The 22,860-nt window shown below is 66.3% G+C and carries 19 protein-coding genes; 9 read left to right on the top strand and 10 right to left on the bottom strand.

Annotated features, from left to right (window positions below; translation table 11 throughout):
* From ACSQ76_RS09400 to ACSQ76_RS09380, 5 genes are all read right to left on the bottom strand, one after another.
* Window positions 1–720, bottom strand: a complete 720-nt coding sequence (locus tag ACSQ76_RS09400; protein WP_437156370.1) for a class I SAM-dependent methyltransferase — start codon at window positions 718–720, stop codon at window positions 1–3.
* Window positions 721–723: 3 nt separating this feature from the next.
* A complete protein-coding gene (gene cimA / locus ACSQ76_RS09395; protein WP_437156369.1) occupies window positions 724–2,343 on the bottom strand; it encodes a citramalate synthase in 1,620 nt (539 codons plus the stop codon).
* A 217-nt stretch (window positions 2,344–2,560) separates the two neighbouring features.
* Window positions 2,561–3,931: a cysteine--tRNA ligase gene (gene cysS / locus ACSQ76_RS09390; RefSeq protein WP_437156368.1), complete on the bottom strand. Its 1,371-nt coding sequence runs from the start codon at window positions 3,929–3,931 to the stop codon at window positions 2,561–2,563.
* Window positions 3,932–4,088: 157 nt separating this feature from the next.
* Complete coding sequence (locus tag ACSQ76_RS09385; protein ID WP_437156367.1) at window positions 4,089–5,024, bottom strand: DMT family transporter; 936 nt, start codon at window positions 5,022–5,024, stop codon at window positions 4,089–4,091.
* Window positions 5,017–5,391 carry a VOC family protein gene (locus tag ACSQ76_RS09380; RefSeq protein WP_306130603.1) on the bottom strand — a complete coding sequence of 125 codons (375 nt, stop codon included), beginning with the start codon at window positions 5,389–5,391 and terminating at the stop codon, window positions 5,017–5,019. Before ACSQ76_RS09380 ends, ACSQ76_RS09385 begins: the two co-directional genes overlap by 8 nt.
* Before the next feature lie 83 nt (window positions 5,392–5,474).
* On the opposite strand from ACSQ76_RS09380, the gene soxR reads away from it, so the two are divergent.
* From soxR to ACSQ76_RS09365, 3 genes are all read left to right on the top strand, one after another.
* Window positions 5,475–5,945 (top strand): redox-sensitive transcriptional activator SoxR, encoded by a 471-nt coding sequence (gene soxR, locus ACSQ76_RS09375; RefSeq protein ID WP_437156366.1) that lies wholly within the window; start codon window positions 5,475–5,477, stop codon window positions 5,943–5,945.
* Between the two features lie 72 nt (window positions 5,946–6,017).
* Complete coding sequence (locus ACSQ76_RS09370; RefSeq protein WP_437156365.1) at window positions 6,018–7,199, top strand: pyridoxal phosphate-dependent aminotransferase; 1,182 nt, start codon at window positions 6,018–6,020, stop codon at window positions 7,197–7,199.
* A gap of 652 nt (window positions 7,200–7,851) precedes the next feature.
* On the top strand, window positions 7,852–9,390 hold the full coding sequence (locus ACSQ76_RS09365) for a trimethylamine methyltransferase family protein (protein ID WP_437156364.1): 1,539 nt from the start codon (window positions 7,852–7,854) through the stop codon (window positions 9,388–9,390).
* A 325-nt stretch (window positions 9,391–9,715) separates the two neighbouring features.
* Here ACSQ76_RS09365 and ACSQ76_RS09360 read toward each other — a convergent pair whose 3' ends face one another.
* On the bottom strand, window positions 9,716–11,332 hold the full coding sequence (locus tag ACSQ76_RS09360) for an acyl-CoA dehydrogenase family protein (protein WP_437156363.1): 1,617 nt from the start codon (window positions 11,330–11,332) through the stop codon (window positions 9,716–9,718).
* A 137-nt stretch (window positions 11,333–11,469) separates the two neighbouring features.
* Between ACSQ76_RS09360 and ACSQ76_RS09355 the strand changes: the two genes are divergently transcribed.
* Window positions 11,470–11,769: an FtsB family cell division protein gene (locus ACSQ76_RS09355; RefSeq protein WP_306130596.1), complete on the top strand. Its 300-nt coding sequence runs from the start codon at window positions 11,470–11,472 to the stop codon at window positions 11,767–11,769.
* A 30-nt stretch (window positions 11,770–11,799) separates the two neighbouring features.
* Here the strand turns inward: ACSQ76_RS09355 and ACSQ76_RS09350 are convergent, their stop codons facing one another.
* Window positions 11,800–12,141: a hypothetical protein gene (locus ACSQ76_RS09350; protein WP_437156362.1), complete on the bottom strand. Its 342-nt coding sequence runs from the start codon at window positions 12,139–12,141 to the stop codon at window positions 11,800–11,802.
* Between the two features lie 221 nt (window positions 12,142–12,362).
* Here ACSQ76_RS09350 and ACSQ76_RS09345 point away from each other — a divergent pair, with 221 nt between their 5' ends.
* From ACSQ76_RS09345 to ACSQ76_RS09330, 4 genes are all read left to right on the top strand, one after another.
* A complete protein-coding gene (locus tag ACSQ76_RS09345) occupies window positions 12,363–12,611 on the top strand; it encodes a hypothetical protein (RefSeq protein ID WP_306130594.1) in 249 nt (82 codons plus the stop codon).
* A gap of 106 nt (window positions 12,612–12,717) precedes the next feature.
* Window positions 12,718–13,713 carry a pyruvate dehydrogenase (acetyl-transferring) E1 component subunit alpha gene (gene pdhA / locus ACSQ76_RS09340; protein WP_437156361.1) on the top strand — a complete coding sequence of 332 codons (996 nt, stop codon included), beginning with the start codon at window positions 12,718–12,720 and terminating at the stop codon, window positions 13,711–13,713.
* A 28-nt stretch (window positions 13,714–13,741) separates the two neighbouring features.
* Entirely contained in the window at window positions 13,742–15,157 is a 1,416-nt protein-coding gene (locus ACSQ76_RS09335) for a pyruvate dehydrogenase complex E1 component subunit beta (protein ID WP_437156360.1), read from the top strand.
* A gap of 12 nt (window positions 15,158–15,169) precedes the next feature.
* Window positions 15,170–16,513: a pyruvate dehydrogenase complex dihydrolipoamide acetyltransferase gene (locus ACSQ76_RS09330; RefSeq protein ID WP_437156359.1), complete on the top strand. Its 1,344-nt coding sequence runs from the start codon at window positions 15,170–15,172 to the stop codon at window positions 16,511–16,513.
* Between the two features lie 104 nt (window positions 16,514–16,617).
* Here ACSQ76_RS09330 and ACSQ76_RS09325 read toward each other — a convergent pair whose 3' ends face one another.
* A complete protein-coding gene (locus ACSQ76_RS09325; RefSeq protein ID WP_437156358.1) occupies window positions 16,618–17,361 on the bottom strand; it encodes a hypothetical protein in 744 nt (247 codons plus the stop codon).
* Window positions 17,362–17,572: 211 nt separating this feature from the next.
* A complete protein-coding gene (cysE, locus tag ACSQ76_RS09320; RefSeq protein ID WP_306130589.1) occupies window positions 17,573–18,379 on the bottom strand; it encodes a serine O-acetyltransferase in 807 nt (268 codons plus the stop codon).
* A gap of 85 nt (window positions 18,380–18,464) precedes the next feature.
* Between cysE and ACSQ76_RS09315 the strand changes: the two genes are divergently transcribed.
* The gene (locus ACSQ76_RS09315; protein WP_437156357.1) at window positions 18,465–18,803 is read left to right on the top strand and encodes a TraR/DksA family transcriptional regulator; all 339 of its coding nucleotides are present in this window, start codon (window positions 18,465–18,467) and stop codon (window positions 18,801–18,803) included.
* 10 nt (window positions 18,804–18,813) lie between these two features.
* On the opposite strand, the gene ACSQ76_RS09310 is transcribed toward ACSQ76_RS09315, so the two are convergent.
* On the bottom strand, window positions 18,814–22,860 hold the full coding sequence (locus ACSQ76_RS09310) for a baseplate multidomain protein megatron (protein ID WP_437156356.1): 4,047 nt from the start codon (window positions 22,858–22,860) through the stop codon (window positions 18,814–18,816).

Here is a 22,860-nt window from a genome sequence, read left to right as displayed (position 1 = left end):
TCAGGTAGCCCCGAAGCCGGGGCGCGCAAGGATGAGCGCGTAGGCGATATCACCGGGGGCCTGCCGCCAGAGGGTGATTTCCCGGGCGGCGGCGCCGAGCACGCCGGTCAACGCCGCGTCCGCGCCAGGGCGCAAGGTGGCGATGCGACCACCGAGTTCGGCGTAGTAATCCGCCCAGGCCATGCCGGTGATCAGGCGGTGGTTCAGCACGACGTAGCCGGCCGCCTCGACCCGCGCGGTAATGCCGTCGAGGTCGGAAATTGCCGGGTAATCGGCCCAGAAATCTTTCGCGGCCTGCGGGGCGTCGGGGGCGAGCACGGGTTCAGAGAAGGCAACCGCGCCATCGGTCGTGAGGGCGCGTCTCCAGAGTTTCAGCCCTTCGGTGACGCCCAGGAAGTAGAGCGCGCCGGCGCACCAGATGAGGTCGTAAAAGCCGCTGATCTGCGCCATGTCGCCGGTGGCGACGGTGACGTTGGTGAAGCGGGCGGTGGCCGTGCGGGCCTCTTCGACAAGGTGGGGCAGCTGGTCGATGCCTTCGATCCGGGCCCGGGGCAGACACTCGGCCAGGGTCACGAGATCCGCACCGGGGCCGCACGCGGCGTCGATCACATGGGGCGCGTCGGGCAGGTCAAGCTGGCTGAGGGCCCAGCGGACATCCTCGGACGTGCCGGGGCCTTGCCGGGTCATCTCGCGGTGGAGGGTGAGGAAGGCGTCGTCCACCGCTCAGGCCTCGCCGCCGTCGCGCAAAAGCTTCCAGTTTATGGCATCGAGCAGCGCCTCGAACGACGCGTCGATTATGTTGGGCGACACGCCCACGGTGGACCAGCGCCGCCCCTGCCCGTCCTCGCTATCGATGATGACGCGGGTGACGGCCTCGGTGCCGCCTTGGGTGATGCGCACCTTGAAGTCCACCAACCGCATGTCGGCGATGGCGTCCTGATAGCGACCGAGGTCCTTTGCCAGCGCCTGGGCCAGGGCGTTCACCGGGCCACGGTCGGTGCCGGTCTCGTCCATGGACTCGCTGACCGACAGTTTCTTGATCCCGTCGACCTTGACCACCACGACGGCCTCGGACAGGGACACCATCTTGTCGTACTTGTTCTTGCGCCGCTCGACCGTGACCTTGTAGCGCTTGACCTCGAAGAACTCGGGCAGAAGGCCCAGTTCGCGGCGGGCGACCAGCTCGAAGCTCGCCTGCGCCATGTCGTAGGTGTAGCCACGATTCTCGCGGGTCTTGACCTCTTCGAGGATGCGCGGGAGGGCCGGGTTGTCCTTTTCGATCTCCAGCCCGGCCTCGGCAAGGCGGTTGCGCAGGTTGGACTGGCCCGCCTGGTTGGACATCGGGATGATGCGGGCGTTGCCGACGGTGGCGGGGTCGATATGCTCGTAGGTCGTCGGGTCCTTGACGATGGCGCTGGCATGCAAGCCGGCCTTGTGGGCGAAGGCGGAGGCCCCAACGTAGGCGGATTGCTTCATCGGGACACGGTTGAGGATTTCGTCCAGTTGGCGCGAGGCCATGGTGATGCCTTCGAGCGCCTGCGCCGTGACGCCGGTGGCGTAGCGGCTGGCATAGGGTTCCTTGAGCAGGAGCGTGGGGATGAGCGCGGTGAGGTTGGCGTTGCCGCAGCGCTCGCCCAGGCCGTTGAGCGTGCCCTGGATCTGGCGCGCGCCGGCGTCGACCGCCGCCAGGCTGCCCGCGACGGCGTTCTCGGTGTCGTTATGGGTGTGGATGCCCAGCCGCTCGCCGGGGATGCCGGCGGCGATGACGTCCGAGACCACGTCGGCGATGCGGTGCGGGAGCGTGCCGCCATTGGTGTCGCACAGCACGATCCAGCGGGCGCCGGCCTGATGCGCCGCCTTGAGGCAATCGAGCGTATAGGCGGGGTCGCGGGCGTAGCCGTCAAAGAAATGCTCGGCGTCGAACAGCGCCTCGCGGCCCTGTTTGACGATATGGGCGATGGAGGCGGAAATGTTCTCGAGGTTTTCGTCGGGGGCGATGCCCAGCGCGGTTTCGACGTGGAAGATATCGGTCTTGCCGACGAGGCAGATCGAGGCGGTGCCGGCGTTCATGACCGCGGCCAGAACGTCGTCGTTTTCCGCGCTGCGCCCGGCGCGCTTGGTCATGCCGAAGGCGGTGAGGCGCGCGCGGGTCTCGGGTGCGGCGTCGAAGAAGGCGCTGTCGGTGGGGTTGGCGCCGGGCCAGCCGCCTTCGATATAGTCGACGCCGAGCTGGTCGAGCGTAGTGGCGATGGCCTGTTTCTCGGCGGTGGAGAATTGCACGCCTTGCGTTTGTTGTCCGTCGCGCAGGGTGGTGTCGTAGAGGCTGAGGCGGGTCTTGGTCATTGGTGGGGCCTGCTTTGGCGTCGTGCCTTTCGCGCGGAATCAAGGCGCCTGCAGGCGCCGCCGCGCAGCGCCCGACCGCCCCCTCGGGCGGGCGCTTTGGCGACGGTTGCGTATGGACAAACGGTCGGAGGCGTGAGGCTGGCATAAAGTGCCCCGCTCGGACCGCGCAGCGCCCCCCCGGCGGTCGAGCGCTGCGCGGGGTGGTTGGACGGGAGGATCATTTGAGGGCCTCCAGCTTGGCGGGGTCGAAGTCGACGGTTGGGACGAGTTCCACAGACGTCTTGCTCATGCGGACTTCCACACCCGCGTCGGCCAGATGCGTTTTCAGACGGTCAACTTCGGAGAAGTCTTTCGTCTGCATCGCCGCTTCACGCGCTGACATCAATTTTTCTTCGATGCCGGAGAGGTCCACCTGTGAGGACGAAACCCAATCCGGGACGGTGTCTTTCATCAAGCCCAGGAATTGAAGCGTGTACCGCAGATTTGCGATATCGTCGGCAAGCGACAACTGGTGGCACTCGGAGATTGCGCGTGCCGTATTCAAGTCGTCAGCAAGCGCGGTGACGACAGGTTTATATGGGTCTCCGGTTCCTATGCCTTGCGCTGCCTGTGCGTACCATTTGCGCAGGGTCTTTTCCGCCTCCCGCGCCTTCTCCGCCGTCCAGTCCATCGGCTTGCGGTAATGCGTGGAGAGGAACACGAAGCGGATCACCTCGCCGGGAATGCCCTGGTCGAGCAAATCCTTCACCGTAAAGAAATTCCCCAAGCTCTTGGACATCTTCTTGCCCTCGACCTGAAGCATCTCGTTGTGCAGCCAGAAGTTGGCGAATGTCCCCTCGGGGTGGGCGCAGCAGCTTTGGGCGATCTCGTTCTCGTGGTGGGGAAACATCAGGTCGTTGCCGCCGCCGTGGATGTCGAAGCTTTCACCCAGGAGTTCATAGGCCATGGCGGAGCATTCGATGTGCCAGCCGGGGCGTCCCCTGCCCCACGCGCTATCCCAGCCCGGTTGCGTCTCATCTGAAGGTTTCCAGAGGACGAAATCCATCGGGTCTTCCTTGTAGGGCGCGACCTCGACGCGGGCGCCCGCGACCATGTCGTCGACCGAGCGCCCCGAGAGCTTGCCGTAATCCTGATAGGAGCGGACGCGGAAAAGGACGTGGCCCTCTACGGCGTAGGCGTGGCCGTCGGCGATGAGCTTTTCGATCATCGCGACCATCTGCGGGATGTATTGCGTTGCCCGGGGCATCTGGTCGGGTTCCAGCGCGCCGAGGCTGCCCATGTCGTCGAGGAACCATTGGGTGGTTTCGGCGGTGATGTCCGAGATACCCCGCCCGGTCTCGGCGGCCCGCGCGTTGATCTTGTCGTCCACGTCGGTGAAGTTGCGCACGTAGGTGACGTGATCCGCGCCATAGACATCCCGCAAGAGCCGGTAGAGCACGTCGAACACCACCACGGGCCGCGCATTGCCCAGGTGGGCGCGGTCATAGACGGTGGGGCCGCAGACATACATGCGCACATCGTCCTTGTTCAGAGGCTCGAACACCTCTTTCTTCCGGGTGCGGGTGTTGTGCAGTTTTATAGTCGTCATGGCGTCCTCGCGCGCGTGGTCCCGCGGCGGGCTTAGCAACTTGGTTCGACTTATGGAATAGAAGACCGGCCCGCCTGACGATGTCAGCGGGAAATGCAGCAAATGGTGATGGGTGCAACGGTCATGGGGGCGACCATAGAAGGCCGCCCCCGCCCGGTCAAGCGCATCCCGCAGAGGGCGCCCGCCGGGAAACAACCGGCGCCGGGGAGAGCTGCGCGCGGATGGTCAGGGCAATGCCGATGGCGATCACCGCCGCCCCGGCCCAGGTCAGCGGGGCATAGACCTCGCCCAGCAAGACCGTGCCGGTGGCCAGCCCGACCGCGGCGGTGACATAGCCGATCTGGCTGAGCAGGACCGGGCCGCCCGCATGCTGCAGGGCGAAATATGCCGGGAAGGTCAGCCCCGCGACGATCATCTGGGGCAGGACGAGATGCGGCACGGCATGCAGACGCTCGAGCGACACGTCGCCGGTCAGGACGAGTTGCAGCAGGCCGAGCGCCAGGAGGGCGAAGACATGGCTCCAGGCCGCCAGGGCGGCGGGATGCGCCCCCTCGGGCCAGTCGAGCGTGCGGTAGAGGTTGCCGATGGCCAGGATCACCGGCAGGGCGAACCCAAGGAGCGGCCAGCCCACGCCCCCTGCCCCGTCGGCCCCGCCCCGCGTGACCGCGACCAGCGCCGCGCCCGCAAGACCGAGGCCGATGCCGACCACCCCCAGGCGCGGCGGCATGGCAAGGCCCGCCATGACCGTCACGGCGAGCGTCGCCACGGGGGCCAGCCCGAACATCAGCCCCGCATAGCCTGCCCCGACATGCGGGATCAGCAGGAAGAGCAGCGCGTTGATCGCGGCAAAACTGAGCACGCCGGAGATGGCGGAATAGCGCAGCATCCGGCCCCGGGGCAGCGCGAAGCGCCGTTGCAGCACCAGCACCGGGATCAGCACGCCGGCGGCCCCGGCGGAGATCACCATGGACCAGACGAGCGGCGGCACCCCGGCCGCGGCGGCCAGCTTGCCCAGCGGCAGGCCGGTGCCGAGAAGCGCGCCGGTATAGAGCAGGAGGCCGATGGCGCGCCGGTTGCGTCCGATGTCAGTCATAATGCACCACCTCGAACTCGATTCCGTCTGGACCGTCGAAATAGAACCGCTGTCCCGGTTCGTAGTCGGCGTGGTTGTGGGGCGTGTAGCCGGCGGACTTGACCCGCGCCTCGGTTCCCGCGAGGTCGTCGACGGTGACGCCCACGTGGTTCAGCCCGCCGATCCGGCCATAGGTCTCGCCCATCGCCTGAAGCGCCTTGTCGGGCGCGTAGAGGGCCAGGTAGCTGTCATCGTCGCCCACGTGGACGGTGAAGCCATTGTCCTTGGCCGCCCCCTGCCAGCGGACGTGCCATCCGAAGAGATCGCACAGGATCGCGGCGCTGGCCCTGGGATCGGGGACGGTAATGTTGACGTGTTCGAGTTTCATGGGGCGTTCCTTCGCAAGGTTGATTCCATTGTGAAATCAGCGTACTTCTTCAAGTAAGCTTGAAGCCAAGGGGGAAAATTCTCATGTCTGCCAGACCCTTGCCGGATCGCGGTTTGACGATCGGCTTTGTCTCCGAGCGCACGGGGCTCGCGTCGTCGGCCATACGGTACTACGAGGACGAGGGGCTGGTGCGCCCCGATCGCAACGCGGCGGGGCACCGGCGCTATGCGCGGTCGGACATCAGGCGGCTGAGCTTCGTGATGATCTCGCAGGGTCTGGGCTTCAGCCTGCCGGAAATCCGCGCGGCGCTGGCCGAGCTGCCCGAGCACCGCACACCGGGCAAGACGGACTGGGCGCGGATCTCGCGCCGGTTCGGGGCGGTGCTGGACGAACGGATCGCGCAGATGCAGGCGCTGAGGGCGCGGCTGGACGGGTGCATCGGCTGTGGTTGTCTGTCGCTGAAGACCTGCGCGCTTTACAATCCCAAGGACAAGGCGCGGGTCCGTGGGTCGGGACCGCGCTATGTGATGGGCGACCGGTCGGACGAGATCTGAAGTGGCTGGCCAGTTGCTTGACTTCGCAGAGGCCGCCGGGCCATGTGGCGCCGACGAACGAAGGAGGCTGGCATGGCATTGTCGAAGCGGATCACGGGGCTGACGGGCGGCGGGTCGGACGGCTGGGACGTCTATTACAAGGCCAAGGAAATGATGGACGCGGGCGAGGATGTCGCCATGCTGACGATCGGCGAGCATGACGTGGGCACCGATTCCAGCATCCTCGACGCGATGGATGCGGCCACGCGCGCGGGCCATGTGGGCTATTCCATGTTCAACGGCAACCTGAACCTGCGCGAGGCGGTGGCCGAGCGGGTGACGGCGCGGACGGGTGTGCCGACGACGCCGGACAACGTGCTGGTGGTGCCGGGCGGCCAGGCGGGGCTCTTCGCCGCCCACCACGCCGCGTGTGACGAGGGCGACCGGGCGCTTTATATCGACCCGTTCTATGCCACCTATCCCGGCACTATCCGGGCCGTGGGAGCGCAGGACGTGGCGGTGGCCGCGCGGCCCGAGCGGATGTTCCAGCCCGATCCCGCGGATATCGCCGCCGCGGCGAAGGGCGCGAAAAGCCTGCTTATCAACACGCCGAACAATCCCACCGGCGCGGTCTATGGCCGCGAGACGCTGGAAGGGATCGCAGAGGTGTGCCGCGAGCACGACATGTGGCTGATCTCGGACGAGGTTTACGACACGCAACTGTGGGTGGGCGATCATGTCAGCCCCCGGATGCTGGACGGGATGGCCGAGCGCACGCTGGTAATCGGCTCGCTGTCCAAAAGTCATGCCATGACCGGCAGCCGGATCGGCTGGGTCGTGGGGCCGGAGGAGGCGATTTCGCACATGGGCAACCTGTCGACCCACACGACCTATGGGGTGGCGGGGTTCGTGCAGGAGGCGGCGTTTTACGCGCTTGGGAAAGGCGCGGATTTCGAGGAAGAGGTCGCGGCCCCCTTCCGGCGGCGGCGCGACCTGGTGCTGGGGCTGCTGGAGGGGCAGGACGTGGTGCGCCCGATCCCGGCGCAGGGGGCGATGTTCGTGATGCTGGACGTGCGGGCGACGGGACTGTCGGGCGAGGTTTTCGCCGAGGCGCTGCTGGATCACCGCAAGGTGGCCGTGATGCCGGGCGAAAGTTTCGGGAAAGCCGCGGCGGGCCATGTGCGCGTGGCATTGACCGTGCCGGACGACCGGCTGAGCGAGGCGCTGGCGCGGCTGGTGGAGATGGCGGCGGAGCTGGCGGGCGTGGCGGCCTGACACGAGGGCGTGCGAGGACCCGGGACGGCGGCGTTTACGGGCCGGGGCGGTATGGCGGGTGTTTCGGTGGTGTCCCCCGTGCTGGCCTTTAGGTAGGATCGGGCTGCATGTGCCGCGTGAGTGAGCCGGCGCGAGGTCCCGGATCAAGTCCGGGACGGCGGTCGCTGCGGGTCCCGGTGGCTGAGTGGCGGGCCGCGTGGTCTGTGCTCCCGCCCCGATGACCTCTGCGTGAAACGGGCGCCGTTGGAGGCGGCCGGGCCGGGCTGAAGCGGCCGCATTGGCGCGCTCTTGCGGCCCGAGTCGCAAGGCGGGGAACCCCTGACCGGGGCGATCGGCAGGGGCCAATGCCCCGGCCATGCGCCGCAGCGCCCATTGCTGCCCTGCGGCGTAAGATTCTGTCGTTTTTGAACCAGAAGTCGTTTTTGGAACAGATCGGGCGCAGACGCGCGGCCTTAATCCCACCATTGGGCCCGGCGATGCGGTCGCGCATGTGCGGGCTTGCGATGGAGGGCCGCGCATGGCGCTGCACTGCAAGATAGTTCTCAAGATCCGCACCATCGGGGCGGAACGCGGACGAGCCGCGCGGGGGCGGCCGGCACGGGGCTGAGACACGGCTCCCCTACCCTTTCACAGCGATCCAAGGACCCCCGACATGAACAACCTGTCCCCCCGCCGCGCCGGAGGCCGCGCCGCGCGCCGTGCCAGCCGCGCGGCCCCGCTCGACACCACCATCCGCCCCGTCCGCGCCGGTATGGACGGCGGCACACTGAAGGTGCTGACCGACGCGCAGATCCTGCGCATCCACGAGGCCGCGCTCGATGCATTGGAACGTATCGGGCTGTCGGGCGCGCCGCCGAGCGGGATCGCCTACCTGACCGGCGCGGGTGCCGTGCAAGGCGACGACGGGCGCATCCGCTTTCCCCGGGCGCTGGTGGAGGACACCATCGCGCGGGCCAATCGCGAGATCACGCTTTACAGCCGCGACGGGGTGAACGACCTGCACCTGGGCGGGTCGCGTGTGCATTACGGCACCGCCGGCGCGGCGGTGAACATGGTGGATGTGGACGGGCGCAATTACCGCGAGAGCACGTTGCAGGATTTGCACGATGCGGCGCGGATCGTCGATGTGCTGGACAACGTGCATTTCTGTCAGCGGCCCATGGTGGCGCGGGATATTCCCGACAACATGGAGATGGAGCTGAACACCGTCTATGCCTGCTGCACGGGCACGACAAAGCATGTAGGCACGTCCTTTACCGAGCCGCATCACGTCGCCCCGGCGATGGAGATGCTCTACATGATCGCGGGCGGCGAGGATAAGTTTCGCGAACGGCCTTTCGTCAGCAATTCCAACTGTTTCGTGGTGCCGCCGATGCGGTTCGCGACCGAATCCTGCGAAGTGATGGAGCGGTGCATCGAGGGCGGAATGCCGGTCCTGCTGCTGTCGGCCGGGATGGCGGGGGCCACCGCGCCGTCGACCATCGCGGGGGCGATCATGCAGGCCACCGCGGAGTGCCTTGCCGGGCTGGTCTATGTCAACGCGGTGAAGCCGGGGCATCCGGCAATCTTCGGCACCTGGCCCTTCGGGCTGGATCTGCGCACCGGCGCGATGTCGATCGGGTCGGGCGAACAGGCGCTGTTGAGCGCGGGCTGTGCGCAGATGCACCAGTTCTACGGCGTGCCCGGCGGGGCGGCGGGCGGCGCGTCGGACAGCAAACTGCCCGACATGCAGGCCGGGTGGGAGCAGATGTGCTCGAACGTGATGGCGGGGCTTGCGGGCGTGAACATGGTTTACGAGGCGGCGGGGATGCACGCGTCCCTGTTGGGATTCTGTCACGAGAGCCTGATCCTAGGCGATGACCTGATCGGTCAGGCACTGCGCTGCGTGCGCGGGATCGAGGTGGATGACGAGACGCTGGCGCTGGACCAGATGGAGACGGTCTGCATCGGTGGGCCGGGGCATTACCTGGGCACCGAGGCGACGCTGGCGCGGATGCAGCGGGATCATTGTTACCCGACGCTGGGGGATCGGTCGTCGCCCAAGGAATGGGTGGAATTGGGCAAGCCGGATCTGGTGGAAAAGGCGGTTGCGCGGAAGGAAGAGATTTTGGCGCAGGCGTCGGCGGCGCGGCTGACCCCGGTGCTGGACGCCGAGATACGCAAGCGGTTCGCGATACATCTGAAGGCGTAGAGGTCCCGGGTCAGGCCCGGGACGGGTGGTCCGGGTGGCGAGGTCGCGCGACAGTCAGAGTCCGCGCGATTGCCAGACCGCGGGCTGGCGAGCCGAAGGGTGTTCAGGGCACTTTATAGCTGCTGTTTCCGCAAGGCCTGAAATTGGCGCGCCAACGGCAGCCGATCGCCAGCCCGGCGGGCGGTCTGGCGATCGCGCGGCGGCGCGCATAGCGCGCCTTGATTCCGCGCGGGGCGTTTTGAGCGAGCGTTGTCCATAAATCTTGACGTCAGGAGGTCCCGGGTCAGGCCCGGGACGGGGTGCACTGGTGGGCCGACCGTCTCTCCTACAGCCGCGACAGGATCGCGTCGGTGTCGACGGCGCCGATGGCGCCGGTGGTGCGGCCCCGCTCGCCCGCGAGCCGCGTGGCAACGTAGGCTTCGGCCACAGACGCAGGCGCCTGGCGGATGAGGACGGACGCGGTGAGCAGCGTGGCGAGGCTTTCGACATACCAGCGGGCCTGGCCCTCGTCCGGCAAGCGGGGGAAGCGGGTGATGTGGGCGTTGAGCGCGGCGTCGTAGCGCCAGTATTGACCGGCCACGGCGCCCAACTCGCGGCTGAGCACCTCACCCGCCAGCGGCACCTTGCGCAGGGTGCGCAGGATGTCGAGGCAGATCACGTTGCCCGAGCCCTCCCAGATCGAGTTGAGGGGCGCCTCGCGGTAGAGGAGCGGCAGCGGCGTGTCCTCGACATAGCCCATGCCTCCCATCGCCTCCATCGCCTCGTAGACCACGTTGGGGCACAGCTTGTTGCCCATGTACTTGGCCAGCGCGACGGCGACGCGGGAAAAGGCGCGGGCCTCGTCGGTGTCGCGGTCGAAATGGCCCGCCACGAACATGCCGAGGGCCAGCGTGCCTTCCCAGTCGAGTGCCAGGTCCGAGAGCACAGACCGCATCAGGGGCTGGTCGATCAGCGTTTTCTGGAACGTGGTGCGGTGGCGCGCCCAGTAGGCGGCGTGGCCCAGGGCCGCACGCATCAGGCCGGCGGGGGCCATGGCGGTGTCAAGGCGGGTGTGGTGCACCATCTCGACGATGGTCTTCACGCCCTCGCCCTCCGCGCCAAGCCTGTAGGCCACGGCATCGGCATATTCGATCTCGGCGGAGGCATTGGCGCGGTTGCCGAGCTTGTCCTTGAGCCGCTGGATGTGGATCGTGTTGCGCCGCCCCTCCAGCCAGCGCGGGACGAGGAAACACGTCAGCCCGCCCGGCGCCTGTGCCAGCGTCAGGAAGCCGTCGGACATGGGCGCGGAGCAGAACCACTTGTGTCCGCGCAGCACATAGGCGTCGCCATCGGGTGCGGCGCGGGTGGTGTTGGCGCGCACGTCCGAGCCGCCCTGTTTTTCCGTCATGGCCATGCCGAGCGTCGCGCCGGGTTTGCGCGCCAGCGGTTTCGGCGCGGGATCGTAGGCGCGGCTGAGCAGCTTGGGCGCCCATGTCTCGAAGAGCGCGTTGTCGGCCTGTAGCGCGGGCACGGCGGCGTAGGTCATGGTCATGGGGCAGCATACGCCCGGCTCGACCTGGGAAGTGAGGTAGACCATCGCGGCGTGGGTGGCATGGCCGCCCGCCGCGCCCTCCCACGCGATGGCGGCATAGCCCGCGCCGATGCCGGTACGCATGAGGTCGTGATAGGCGGGGTGAAAGCGCAGCTCGTCAAGCCTGCGGCCGCCGGCGTCGAAGAGCAGCAGTTCGGGCGGGTTGCGGTTGGCCGCGCGGCCCGCCTCAAACATGGCGGCAGTGCCGATGCTTGCGCCGTAAGCCGCAAGATGCGCGGTGTCGGCCCCCGTCGCGCCGGCATGGTCGGCCAGCGCGGGATCGGTGGCGTAAAGATCCACGTCGCCACGCGGCTCGGGCTGGTTGGTCACGTCATGAGTGAGCAGCGCGGCGTCGGGGGGCAATTGTGGCATGAAAGACTCTCCTTGAGGACGAGTAGTAGCCTTTAAGTGCTTTGATGTGAAAGGGGATTCACAAAGCGATTCGCCTGTGTCATTGTGCACGGGCACCGCACGCAAAGAGGCGGGCACCAGAGGCAGAAAGAGCAGTCATGAAATCGCGCAGGCGCCCCGCATTCGGTGTGTTGATCTATTTCGCCATAGCCTTCGGGCTGGGGGCGTATTTCACCTTTGCCGCGGTGCAGGGCGACTATGGCTTGTTCCGCCGCGCCGAGATCGAATCGGGCGAGGCCGAACTGCGCAAGCAACTGGCGGTGCTGGATGGACAGGTCGCGCGGATGGAGAACCTGACGCGGCGGCTGTCTGACACCTACCTGGACCTCGACCTGCTGGACCAGCAGGCGCGCGAGGTGCTAGGAATGCTGCGCGCCGACGAGATCGTCATTCGCTAAGCGCTCTCCCTGCCCCGCGCGAGAGCCGTTTCAGGCCAGCGGCAGGTCGTGGAGAATGGACTCGGGGTCGAGTTCATGCGTGACCGTTTCCGAACCCGTGATCCGCAAGGTTCCCTGCGGCAGCGCCGTCTCGGAGGCGGGGCGGCTGACGCGGGCCGTGTAGGTCGTCCCCTGATGGCTCAGCACAAGCGACGCCCAGTCAGTGCCATCTGTCCGCACCCAATCATGATCGCCCGTGACGGTCATGCCGTCGACGCTGAAAGCGATCCGTGGCGGCTGGCCGGGACTGCCGATGTGACAGCCGTAGAAAAGCCCGGGCTGAAGGCAGATGCAGACTTCCTCGCCCGTCGCGGCAAGGATCGCGCGAAACACCACGTGATCGCGGGGTCCGCAGGGGGAACACGGCGAGGCAGGGCTTGCAGGAGGCATTTGCATGATGGCATTCTGGCTTTGATGCGGGGCGCGGTCGCGAGAGAAGGCGGGCCGAGGCTGGACCTGCACCGAACCTAGGCTAGGTAAATGGGCTGGAGCAAGCGACCATGCTCGCGGGCCGCGCCCGTGACGTGCAACAGGCAAAGGAGAGGAGCAACACGATGACACCTCAAATAATCGCCGCGCTGATCGTTTCGCCCTTCGCGCTGGCCTTCGTCTATGCGGGCATTCACGAGTATACCCGCTACAAATCCGAAGGGCGCGCGACCTATGGCCTGGTCTTCGACGAGGAGACGGGAACGAGCCACGTGACCGCCATCGGCGAGGACGAGGATGCCTATGATCCCGAGGATTTCGATCCCGCCGCCTATAACGACCCCGAATCCGGCAGTGATGACGACCGCGCCTGAGGGCGCCGGTAACGCTGCGTCAAAATCCCCCTCGAAAAATCCGGGCGAGTCTTGTATAAGATAGTTTAAGGCTAAACTATCCCTTACAGCACAGGAGCCCGCCCGCATGGCTGCCAGGAAAACCTCAAAGAAACCAAACGTTTCCGCCGACGAGTTGAAGAAATATTATCGCGACATGCTGCTGGTCCGTCGATTCGAGGAGAAGGCTGGCCAACTGTACGGGATGGGCCTGATCGGAGGGTTCTGCCACCTTTATATAGGTCAGGAAGCGGTCGTCGTCGGGCTGGAAGCGACTGCCGAGGACGGCGACAAGCGGATCACGACCTATCGCGACCACGGCCACATGCTGGCCTGCGGGATGGACCCCGACGGCGTGATGGCCGAGTTGACGGGCCGCGAGGGCGGTTATTCCAAGGGCAAGGGCGGCTCGATGCACATGTTCAGCCGCGAGAAGGATTTCTATGGCGGGCACGGCATCGTGGGGGCCAACGTACCGTTGGGTGCGGGGCTGGCATTGGCCGATCAGTACAAGGGCAACGGGCGCGTGACCTTCACCTATTTCGGGGATGGCGCGGCGAACCAGGGCCAGGTCTACGAGACGTTCAACATGGCCGCGCTGTGGAAGCTGCCGGTGGTGTTCGTGATCGAGAACAACCAGTACGCCATGGGCACCTCGCAGAAACGCTCGACCTCGACCCCCGATATCTACACTCGCGGCGAGGCTTTTGGCATCCCCGGCGAGGCGGTGGACGGCATGGACGTTCTGGCCGTCAAGGAAGCCGGGGCGAAGGCCGTGGCGCACTGTCGCAAGGGTGACGGGCCGTACATTCTGGAAGTGAAGACCTATCGCTATCGCGGGCACTCGATGTCGGACCCGGCCAAGTACCGCACGCGCGAGGAAGTGCAGAAGATGCGCGACGAGAAGGACTGCATCGAGCATGTGCGCGAGCTGCTGCTGGAGGGCAAGCATGCCACCGAGGAGGACCTCAAGGCGATCGACAAGGAAATCAAGGACGTGGTGAACAAGTCCGCCGATTTCGCCAAGGAAAGCGCCGAGCCGGACGTGTCCGAGCTGTGGACCGACATCTACGTGGAAGCCTGAGCGACGGGTTGCGAGGAGACATAAAGACATGCCAACAGAAATTCTGATGCCCGCCCTGTCGCCGACGATGGAAGAAGGCACGCTGGCCAAGTGGCTGGTCAAGGAAGGTGACACGGTCAGTTCCGGCGACATCATGGCCGAGATCGAGACCGACAAGGCGACCATGGAGTTCGAGGCGGTCGACGAAGGCACGATCGGCAAGATCCTGATCGAGGAAGGCACCGAGGGCGTGAAGGTGAATACGCCCATCGCGGTGCTGCTGGAAGAGGGCGAGAGCGCCGACGATATCGGCGAGACCTCGTCGGGCGGTGGCGCGTCCTCCGCAAAAGAGGATGCCCGCGAGGACGGTGGCGAAGACGAGGACGATGGCGAAAGCCGCGCGGCGAGCGAGCCGGTCGCGGCCTCGCCCGCCGCCCCCGTGCCGCAGCCCGATGCCAGCCCGGACTGGCCGGAAGGCACCGAGATGACCAAGATGACGGTGCGGGAAGCGCTGAACGCGGCGATGGCCGAGGAGATGCGCAATGACGACACCGTCTTCATCATGGGCGAGGAGGTGGCCGAGTACCAGGGCGCCTACAAGATCACTCAGGGGCTTCTGGACGAGTTCGGCAACAAGCGCGTGATCGACACGCCCATCACCGAGCACGGGTTCGCCGGGATCGGCGTGGGCGCGGCCTGGGGCGGGCTGAAGCCGATCGTGGAATTCATGACGTGGAACTTCGCGATGCAGGCGATCGACCAGATCATCAACTCTGCCGCCAAGACGAATTACATGTCCGGCGGGCAGCTGGGCTGTTCCATCGTGTTCCGCGGCCCCAACGGGGCCGCGGCACGGGTGGCCGCGCAGCACAGCCAGGATTACGCGGCGTGGTATTCCCACGTGCCTGGGCTCAAGGTGGTGCAGCCCTACTCCGCCGCCGATGCCAAGGGTTTGCTGAAAAGCGCCATTCGCGACCCGAACCCGGTGATCTTCCTGGAAAACGAGATCCTTTACGGGCGCAGCTTCGAGGTGCCGGTGCTGGATGATTTCACCATCCCCTTCGGCAAGGCGCGCATCGCCCGTGCCGGGGACGACGTGACCATCGTCAGCTTCGGCATCGGCATGACCTATGCGCTGGAGGCCGCGGACAAGCTGGCCGAGGAAGGTGTGAATGCCGAGGTGATAGACCTGCGCACGCTGCGCCCGCTGGACTATGACACGGTGCTCGCGTCAGTGATGAAGACCAATCGCTGCGTAACGGTCGAGGAAGGCTTCCCGGTGGCCAGCATGGGCAACCATCTCAGTGCGGTGATCATGGAACGAGCGTTCGACTACCTGGATGCGCCGGTGATCAACTGCACGGGCAAGGACGTGCCCATGCCCTATGCCGCGAACCTTGAAAAGCTGGCGCTGACCTCGACCAAGGAAGTGATCGAGGCCGTCAACAAAGTGACCTACCGGTAAGGAGAGAGCGCGATGCCCACGGAAATACTCATGCCCGCCCTCTCGCCCACGATGGAAGAGGGCACGCTGGCGAAATGGCTGGTCAAGGAAGGCGACACGGTGAATTCCGGCGACCTTTTGGCCGAGATCGAGACCGACAAGGCGACGATGGAGTTCGAGGCGGTCGACGAAGGCACGATCGGGAAGATCCTGATCGAGGAAGGCACCGAAGGCGTGAAGGTGAACACCGCGATTGCCGTGCTGCTGGAGGAAGGCGAAAGCGCGGATGATATCGGCGACGTGAGCGCCCCGGCCTCCGGTGGTGGCGGCGACACGGCCGAGGCCAAGGACGAAGCGCCCAAGAAAGACGCCGGGAGCAAGCAAGGGAAACCCGAGAGCGGCGACGTGCCCCCTGCCCCGGCGGCGCCTGTGAAGGATGGAGAGCGCATCTTCGCCTCGCCGCTGGCGCGGCGGATCGCCAAGCAGAAGGGGATCGACCTGACAAGCCTCAAGGGGTCCGGCCCGCATGGGCGGATCGTGAAGGCGGACGTGGAAAGTGCCAAACCCGGAGCGGCCAAGCCTGCCGAGGAGAAGGCGGCGGGAGGTCCCGCAGCGGGTGCGGGACAGGCGGCCCCTGCCCCGGCTGGCCCCAGTTCGGACGCGGTCGTGGCGATGTACAAGAACCGCGAGTTCGAGGAGGTCAAGCTGGACGGGATGCGCAAGACCATCGCCGCCCGCCTGACCGAGGCCAAGCAGACGATCCCGCATTTCTACCTGCGGCGCGATATCCGGCTGGATGCGCTGCTGAAATTCCGCGGGCAGCTGAACAAGCAGTTGGAAGGCCGCGGCGTCAAGCTGTCGGTGAACGACTTCATCATCAAGGCCTGCGCGCTGGCGTTGCAGGCGGTGCCGGATTGCAATGCCGTGTGGGCCGGGGACCGGGTGCTGAAGCTGAAGCCGTCGGACGTGGCGGTGGCCGTGGCGATCGAAGGCGGGCTTTTCACGCCGGTGCTGAAAGATGCCGAGATGAAATCGCTGTCGGCCCTGTCGGCGGAGATGAAGGACCTTGCCGCCCGCGCGCGCGAACGCAAGCTGTCGCCCGAGGAGTATCAGGGCGGGACATTCGCGATTTCCAACCTCGGGATGTTCGGGATCGACAATTTCGACGCGGTGATCAACCCGCCGCATGGCGCGATCCTGGCCGTGGGCGCGGGTGTGAAAAAGCCTGTCGTGGGCGAGGATGGCGAGTTGACGGTGGCCACGGTGATGTCGGTGACGTTGAGCGTGGATCACCGGGTAATCGACGGGGCGCTTGGGGCGGAATTGCTGGCGCAAATCACCGAGAACCTGGAGAACCCGATGGTGATGCTGGCCTGAGGGTGTTGCGGTACGAAAGTTTAGGCCGGGGGATTCCCCGGCCTTTTTCGTTGGAAGGGGTGGGTGGGTTGGAAACCCACCCTACGCGGATTGGGGGATTGGCTCTAGAAGGCCGGCGTGCCGGTCTGCTTGGCCTTCTGCGCCTTTTTCCACGCGAAGACCTCGCTGCGTTCGGTCCAGTCGTAGCGGCCGTCCTCGCGCACGAGACTCCAGTAGAGATCGCCCGCGTCGCGCCAGGGGTCCAGAACGAGGCTGTCCTCCATCGTGTCGCCGCGGCGGCCCAGGATCGTCGTGCTGTGTTCCAGCCGGATGCTGTCGTAATTGGCGATGGCACGGTGGATTTCCAGCGTCTTGAAATTCTCGCGCTGCAGGCGGGCGTCCATGTCATGGGCCCAGTGCCAGCACAGGCCGCGCGGCTTGTTGCCGAAATTGACGGCGGTGTTGTGCGCCAGCGGGCCGCTGTCGATCTCGTACTCGACGACAAGCTGAGCGACGTAGGTATAGGCGACGTAGGCGGCGCGTCCGGCCTCCTCGGGGTCGACGCCGGGTCCGAGGTCGAGGAAGGCCTGCTTGAGCGCCGCGATATTGGCCGCCTCGCGTTGTGCCGCGGCCTGGTAGAACGCCTTGTCGAAGCGGTGGCCGTAGCGGGCCAGTTGCGCCGAACGCTGCCAGACGGCGTCGGGCATGGAGACCGCATCGGTCAGCGCGCCTGGCGGCAGGCTGCTGGGTGCAGGCGCGTTGCGCGACGAGGCGAAGGACTGCGAGTTGCCGTCATCGGGAACCTCCGTACAGCCTGCAAGGGCGGCCAGAGCCAGGCACGGAAGAAGTTTCAGCAGTTGTGATCGCATGGAGCGAGGACCCCCGGGAAGACAGTCACGAATTGGTACACTTGTCAGGCGTATCTAGACCTGCCCTTTCGGGTTGTCGACCTGAACAGGCTGGATAACGCGCGGCCATGGCCGCCGGTTGCAGCATTTTTGCATCAATCGGTTCAGCAAAATGCCCGGACCGACGCGCGGACCGGGCGACTCTGCGGCCAGACTGCCGAGGCGGGGACGTTCAGCGCACGCCCAGAAGCTGGTCCATCGCGACGGAGGGTTGGTCACAGCCCGCTTCGCCCACGATCTTGGCCGGCACGCCCGCGACGGTCTTGCAGGGGGGCACCTCTTGCAACACCACCGAACCTGCGGCGATGCGGCTGCAATGGCCAACCTTGATATTGCCCAGCACCTTGGCTCCGGCCCCGATCAGAACGCCGTCGCCGATCTTGGGATGGCGGTCTTCCTCTTCCTTGCCGGTGCCGCCCAGGGTCACGGAGTGCAGCATCGAGACGTTGTCGCCTACAACGGCCGTCTCGCCGATCACGATGGAGTGTGCGTGGTCGATCATGATCCCCTTGCCGATGCGGGCCGCGGGATGAATGTCGACGCCGAACACCTCGGAGCAGCGCATCTGGAAGAACCGCGCCATGTCGCGGCGGTCGGTGCGCCAAAGCCAGTTGGCCACGCGGTAAGCCTGGATGGCCTGGAAACCCTTGAAGAACAGCATCGGCAGGATGAAACGGTCGCAGGCCGGGTCGCGGTCGTAGACGGCGACGATATCGGCACGGGCGGCCTGGCCCAGCTCGGGGTCGTCGGCATAAGCCATGTCGCAGATCTCGCGCAGGAGCTGTTCGGGCATCTCGTCAGCGCCGAGCTTCATCGACGTGCGATAGGCCAGCGCGGCCTCGATAGTCTTGTGGTGCAGGATCGATGAATGGATCAGCCCGCCAAGGAGCGGCTCGTCCTTGATCGCGGTCGTCGCCTCGGTGTTGATCCGGGCCCAGACCGGGTCCAGCTCGGCAAGCTTTGCATGTGTTTCGGCCATGTGCATGCTCCTTGGTGCGGGTTACCCTTATACCAGATATGTTCGATCCGTAAAATGCAAAGGCGTCATGGGTGGGGTCACGAAAATGAATGAGGCAGAGCAGGACGATTTTCGCCGGTTCATCAAGGCGCGTCTGGCGGAGCTGGATGAGGAAGACGTGCGCGGCGCGGCGGGCAAGGCCACGGTGGAGCTGGACCAGCAATCGGTCGGGCGGCTGAGCCGGATGGACGCGTTGCAGAACCAGGCGATGGCCAAGGCCACCGATGCCCGCCGCGCAGGGGAGCGCGCGCGGTTGACCGCCGCCCTCGTCCGGATCGACGAGGGCGAGTACGGCTATTGCGAGGATTGCGGCGAGGAGATCGCCACGGGCCGGCTGAAACTGGACCCGGCCGCGACGCGCTGCGTGGACTGCGCGCGAGGCTGAGAGGGGACTGTCAGGCCGGCACGGTCAAGCGGGCGAAGCGGCCCGGACCGAAGCGCGAGGAAACCTGCGCGACCTGCATCTCGTAGAGGCCCGACAACGCGTCAGCGGCCTGATCCGCCGCACTGTAGGTCCAGACCGGCGCATCGGTACTGACCTGGCGGATCACCGCGTCTTGCTGAACAACGCGCACGAGATATTCCTCGCGGTCTTCGCCCAGCGGCACCTCGGCGGTATCCCAGCGGTCGCCGTCGATCCGCGTGCGCCTTATCCAGCTGAGCGACAGGTCGCCCCCCGTTCCGACCGCCAGCCGCAGGTGCACCGGCGAGAGAGGGCGCAGGCCCAGGCCGTCGAAGGCCAGCCGCACCGCGCTGAAACTGGGGTCGTCCACCGGGCGCCCGGCGGGACCGATCCGGTAATAGCGCGCCAGCCCGCGCTTGGCCTCGGCCAGGTCGATCTGCTTGGCGGTGCCGTCCAGGCGCACGAGGTAGCTGCCCTGCGGCCAGGGATCGGCGCGTTCGGTGCCGACCTGACCGCGCAGGCGGTGGCCGAGCAGGTAGGTGTCGGTATCGACGAGGTCGGCATCGCGGAACTGGATCAACTCCCACCCGTTGGGCGTGCCGTCGCCGATGGCGCACAGGTTGCCGCCGTTCAAAAGCGCCAGATCGCTGACGCTTTCCAGCGTGCCGCCCAACATCCGCACCTGAAGGGCGGCTCCGCGGTCAATGCGGCCCGCGCAGGCCGGAAAGAGTGGCGTTTCCAGCACTCCCACGGGGGTTCTGGCCGTCACAAGGCTGTTGAGGGCGTAGTTCGAATCCTCGTCCGAGGCATAGAGCGCCACCGATCCGGGCCACGGCCGCGCGGTGACGGCGAGATGCGGCGCGTGAGGCACCTCGTCGCCGGTCAGAAGCGGCAGGTCGAGGAAGAAGGGTGCCACCGGCGAAGGCGGCACGAAGGGGCGCAGGGTGACCGCCTCGTCCTCGAAATCCGCCGGGCGATAGCTTTCGGGTTCGATCCGCACCGCCTCGAGCTTTTGCGCGCCGGCCATCTGGTCGGCCCGGTCGATGCGGAAAAGACCCCGGCCCTGCCCTTCGGGAATGGCGATGACGTCGCCCGCGCCGGTCTCGAGTTGCGAGGGCGGCAGGGTCAGGCGCAGGGTGTCGGTGGCGATGCGCGCCTCGGACAGCCAGCGTTCGACGGTCTGGCGACCCTCGGCACGGGTCATGGCCAGCGGAAATTCCGAGGTCGAAACGGCGTGGGTGGCGTTGTCGGGCAGGATCGCCTCTTCGGCAATGACCTCGAAATCACCGTCAGCCTCGACAAAGCGCAGGCGGACGCGGCCCGCCAGTTCCACGGTGCTGCCGCGGGTTTCTTCGATAGCGCCGTCCATCTCGGGGTCACGCACCAGCGTGTCGAGGTCGATCACGCGATCGGTCCCCCCGTCACGCATGATGAAGCGCAGACGCCCGTCCCGTTCCACCGCGTCGAACCCATAGCGGAGCATCAGCGGTTGCAGGGTGCTGCGGGCTTCGGACACCTGATCGACCGTATAGCCCCGCACCAGGCCGTGGGCGCGGGACGTGTCGAAGGCGTCGAGGCCGGCTCGGAGACAGATTTCGTCGATCACCGAGGCCAGCGTGCGGGACGAGATGCGCCCGTTCAGCCAGTGACCGCGGGAGTAATTGGCGCCATCGCTCCACAGGTCGCGATTGTTTGGAAAATAGGGATAAGGCCGCATGTCCCAGGCCCAGGCATAGGCGTGATCCATATCCAGCATCGCACCGTCATAGACATCCGATTGCGGGTTGTTGGCGGGATCGTTCCAGTACCCCAGGAAAGCGCGCAGGTATTGCTGCTGGATCAGCTCGTCGCGACGCCCATCCGAGAAATGCGGCAGCGTGGATTCCGAGGATTTCGGATCGAGGAACTTGTTGGGCTGGTTGGTGCCCTTGTCCACGGCGGCACACCCGTACTCGGTGAACCGGATCGGCTTGCCGCGCGGCTCCCACGCGGTGGGGTCGGCCTGGCGCACGCCGCCGATACGCTCGAAATGCGGGTTCTTCCACCAGTTGCGGATATCCTTGTAACGCCAGATCCACGGCTCATTGTGGGCGTCGTCGGTGATCGGCGTGCGGACCTGCGCGTGGCGCGCGTTGGCGGAGCTGTAATACCAGTCATAGCCCTCGCCGCCTTCGATGTTGGCGCGCAGGTAGTCCAGATCGTAGATTGTCTCGTGCGCCTGTGCATCAAGGTGATCTGGGCCGTCTCGCCAGTCCGACAGGGGCATGTAATTGTCGATGCCAATGAAGTCGATATTCGGGCCCGCCCAAAGCGGATCGAGGTGGAAAAACCGGTCGCCCGATTCGTCCTGCGGTTGATAGCCGAAATATTCCGACCAGTCGGCGGCGTAGCTGATCTTGACGTCAGGCCCGAGCAGGAGGCGCACCTCGGCGGCCAGGTCGATGAGCGCCTCGACCGCGGGAAAGCTGTTGTCTTCACCGCGAATTTGCGTGAGGCCGCGCATTTCCGAGCCGATGCAGAAGCTTTCCACGCCCCCCGCAGCGGCGCAAAGCGCGGCCTGGTGCAGGATGAAGCGTCGATAGCCCCACTCCTCCGGGCCGGAATAGGTGATCGGGCTGACGATCCGCGTGCCGGCATACTCGACCAGTTCCCCGGGCGTTTCCACCAGCTGGGGCCCTTTCGGAATGGACCCTTCGCTGCCAGCGACCCAGCCGGTGAACTCGTTTTCCTCGGGTTCGGCATCGGGGATGAAATCCGCCGCCGTCGCGGTGCCGAAAAAGGCGGCGACCTCGGCCTCTGCCGCTGCCGTGCGGTCTGGGCTGCCTTCGCGGTTCGGTGCGACAGACGTGGTGATGCGCCCGCGCCAGGGCAGACCGGGCTGGTTCTCGGCCTCGGAATAGGGATCTGGCAGACTATTGCCGGGCATCTGGTCCATCAGGATGAAGGGGTAGTACATCACGTCTGTGCCAGCGTCGTTCAGCGCTTGAATCGCCTCGATCACCGCCTGGTCGGTGGGGGTGCCGCCATAAACCTGGCGACCTTCGTCGTCGGAAGGAACCAGTTGCGCGGTCTGGCGGGTGAGCGGGCCGACCTGCCACGGCATGTTGCCCGCATCGTACTGGGCCTGTTCGACCTTGGGGCGGATCGTGCATTGACCGCAGCGCAGGTCGTCGCCGAACCAGCTGACGATAAGCGAGGTGCTTTTCAGCCCCTTCAGTTCTCCCTCCATCTGGGCCAGCGAGGTCAGAAAATCGGTCTTGCCGGAGGGCGAATTGACGTTGGCTGGCTGTTGCGATCCCGGACCGAAAGAGATGTTGGCCGCCGTGGTGGCCAGGGCGTATTCACCGCTGCCGGGCAGCAGGGCCGTGCCTCGGATGGCGTAGGTGGGCGCGACTTCGGCGCCCGGCTGGTCGGCGGGCGCGGGGCGGCTGACCTCGAAGGTGAATTGCGGCACCCGGTTGCCGAACGGTGTGAGGTCCAGATCCTCGATCACGACATAAGCCGTGCCGCGATAGGCCGGGACCGTGCCCGCGCCCTCGACCGCCTCGATCTTGGGGTCGGGCAGCTGGTCGCGGCTACCGGTATAGACTCGCAACGTCAGGTCGTCCGGCGAAATCTCGATCCCGTCGGCCCAGATGCGGCCCACCGTTGAAATCTCGCCCTCGCAGAGCGCCACGGCGAGGCTGAGCGAATAGCTGTACTGCGTCACCTTCGGGCGGCTTGGCGCGCCCTTTCCGCCGCCGCCCGAGGTGCTGGAGGTCTCAAGGAACTCGGTGGCCCAGATGACCTGGCCCGCCACGCGCATCCGGCCATAAACCTGCGCGATGGCGTCGCCCTCGCCCGTGCCGGTCAGGCGCAGGCGGCTGACCCGGCCGGTTTCCACCGTGTCGGACCCCTGCCCCAACAGCCGCTGGTCGATGCTGCGCCCGATGACGGCGCCGGCAAAGCGGCCAACCGCCGCCATGGAAAGCCCGAGGATGGAGCCGCCGACGGAGCCGCCAAGCGCGGCGCCGGCCGCGGAAAGAATTACCGTTGCCAT

This window comes from Roseovarius sp. B08 (genome assembly GCF_051417955.1).
Classification (GTDB): domain Bacteria; phylum Pseudomonadota; class Alphaproteobacteria; order Rhodobacterales; family Rhodobacteraceae; genus Roseovarius.
This window is presented reverse-complemented; position numbering and strand designations above follow the sequence as displayed.

Coding starts and splice junctions, on each gene's coding strand:
- ACSQ76_RS09345 (WP_306130594.1), top strand. CDS start 12,363: ATGACACCTCAAATAATCGCCGCGCTGATCGTTTCGCCCTTCGCGCTG.
- ACSQ76_RS09380 (WP_306130603.1), bottom strand. CDS start 5,391: ATGAAACTCGAACACGTCAACATTACCGTCCCCGATCCCAGGGCCAGC.
- cimA (WP_437156369.1), bottom strand. CDS start 2,343: ATGACCAAGACCCGCCTCAGCCTCTACGACACCACCCTGCGCGACGGA.
- ACSQ76_RS09310 (WP_437156356.1), bottom strand. CDS start 22,860: ATGGCAACGGTAATTCTTTCCGCGGCCGGCGCCGCGCTTGGCGGCTCC.
- ACSQ76_RS09325 (WP_437156358.1), bottom strand. CDS start 17,361: ATGCGATCACAACTGCTGAAACTTCTTCCGTGCCTGGCTCTGGCCGCC.
- ACSQ76_RS09370 (WP_437156365.1), top strand. CDS start 6,018: ATGGCATTGTCGAAGCGGATCACGGGGCTGACGGGCGGCGGGTCGGAC.
- pdhA (WP_437156361.1), top strand. CDS start 12,718: ATGGCTGCCAGGAAAACCTCAAAGAAACCAAACGTTTCCGCCGACGAG.
- ACSQ76_RS09315 (WP_437156357.1), top strand. CDS start 18,465: ATGAATGAGGCAGAGCAGGACGATTTTCGCCGGTTCATCAAGGCGCGT.
- ACSQ76_RS09385 (WP_437156367.1), bottom strand. CDS start 5,024: ATGACTGACATCGGACGCAACCGGCGCGCCATCGGCCTCCTGCTCTAT.
- ACSQ76_RS09355 (WP_306130596.1), top strand. CDS start 11,470: ATGAAATCGCGCAGGCGCCCCGCATTCGGTGTGTTGATCTATTTCGCC.
- ACSQ76_RS09335 (WP_437156360.1), top strand. CDS start 13,742: ATGCCAACAGAAATTCTGATGCCCGCCCTGTCGCCGACGATGGAAGAA.
- ACSQ76_RS09365 (WP_437156364.1), top strand. CDS start 7,852: ATGAACAACCTGTCCCCCCGCCGCGCCGGAGGCCGCGCCGCGCGCCGT.
- ACSQ76_RS09330 (WP_437156359.1), top strand. CDS start 15,170: ATGCCCACGGAAATACTCATGCCCGCCCTCTCGCCCACGATGGAAGAG.
- cysE (WP_306130589.1), bottom strand. CDS start 18,379: ATGGCCGAAACACATGCAAAGCTTGCCGAGCTGGACCCGGTCTGGGCC.
- soxR (WP_437156366.1), top strand. CDS start 5,475: ATGTCTGCCAGACCCTTGCCGGATCGCGGTTTGACGATCGGCTTTGTC.
- cysS (WP_437156368.1), bottom strand. CDS start 3,931: ATGACGACTATAAAACTGCACAACACCCGCACCCGGAAGAAAGAGGTG.
- ACSQ76_RS09360 (WP_437156363.1), bottom strand. CDS start 11,332: ATGCCACAATTGCCCCCCGACGCCGCGCTGCTCACTCATGACGTGACC.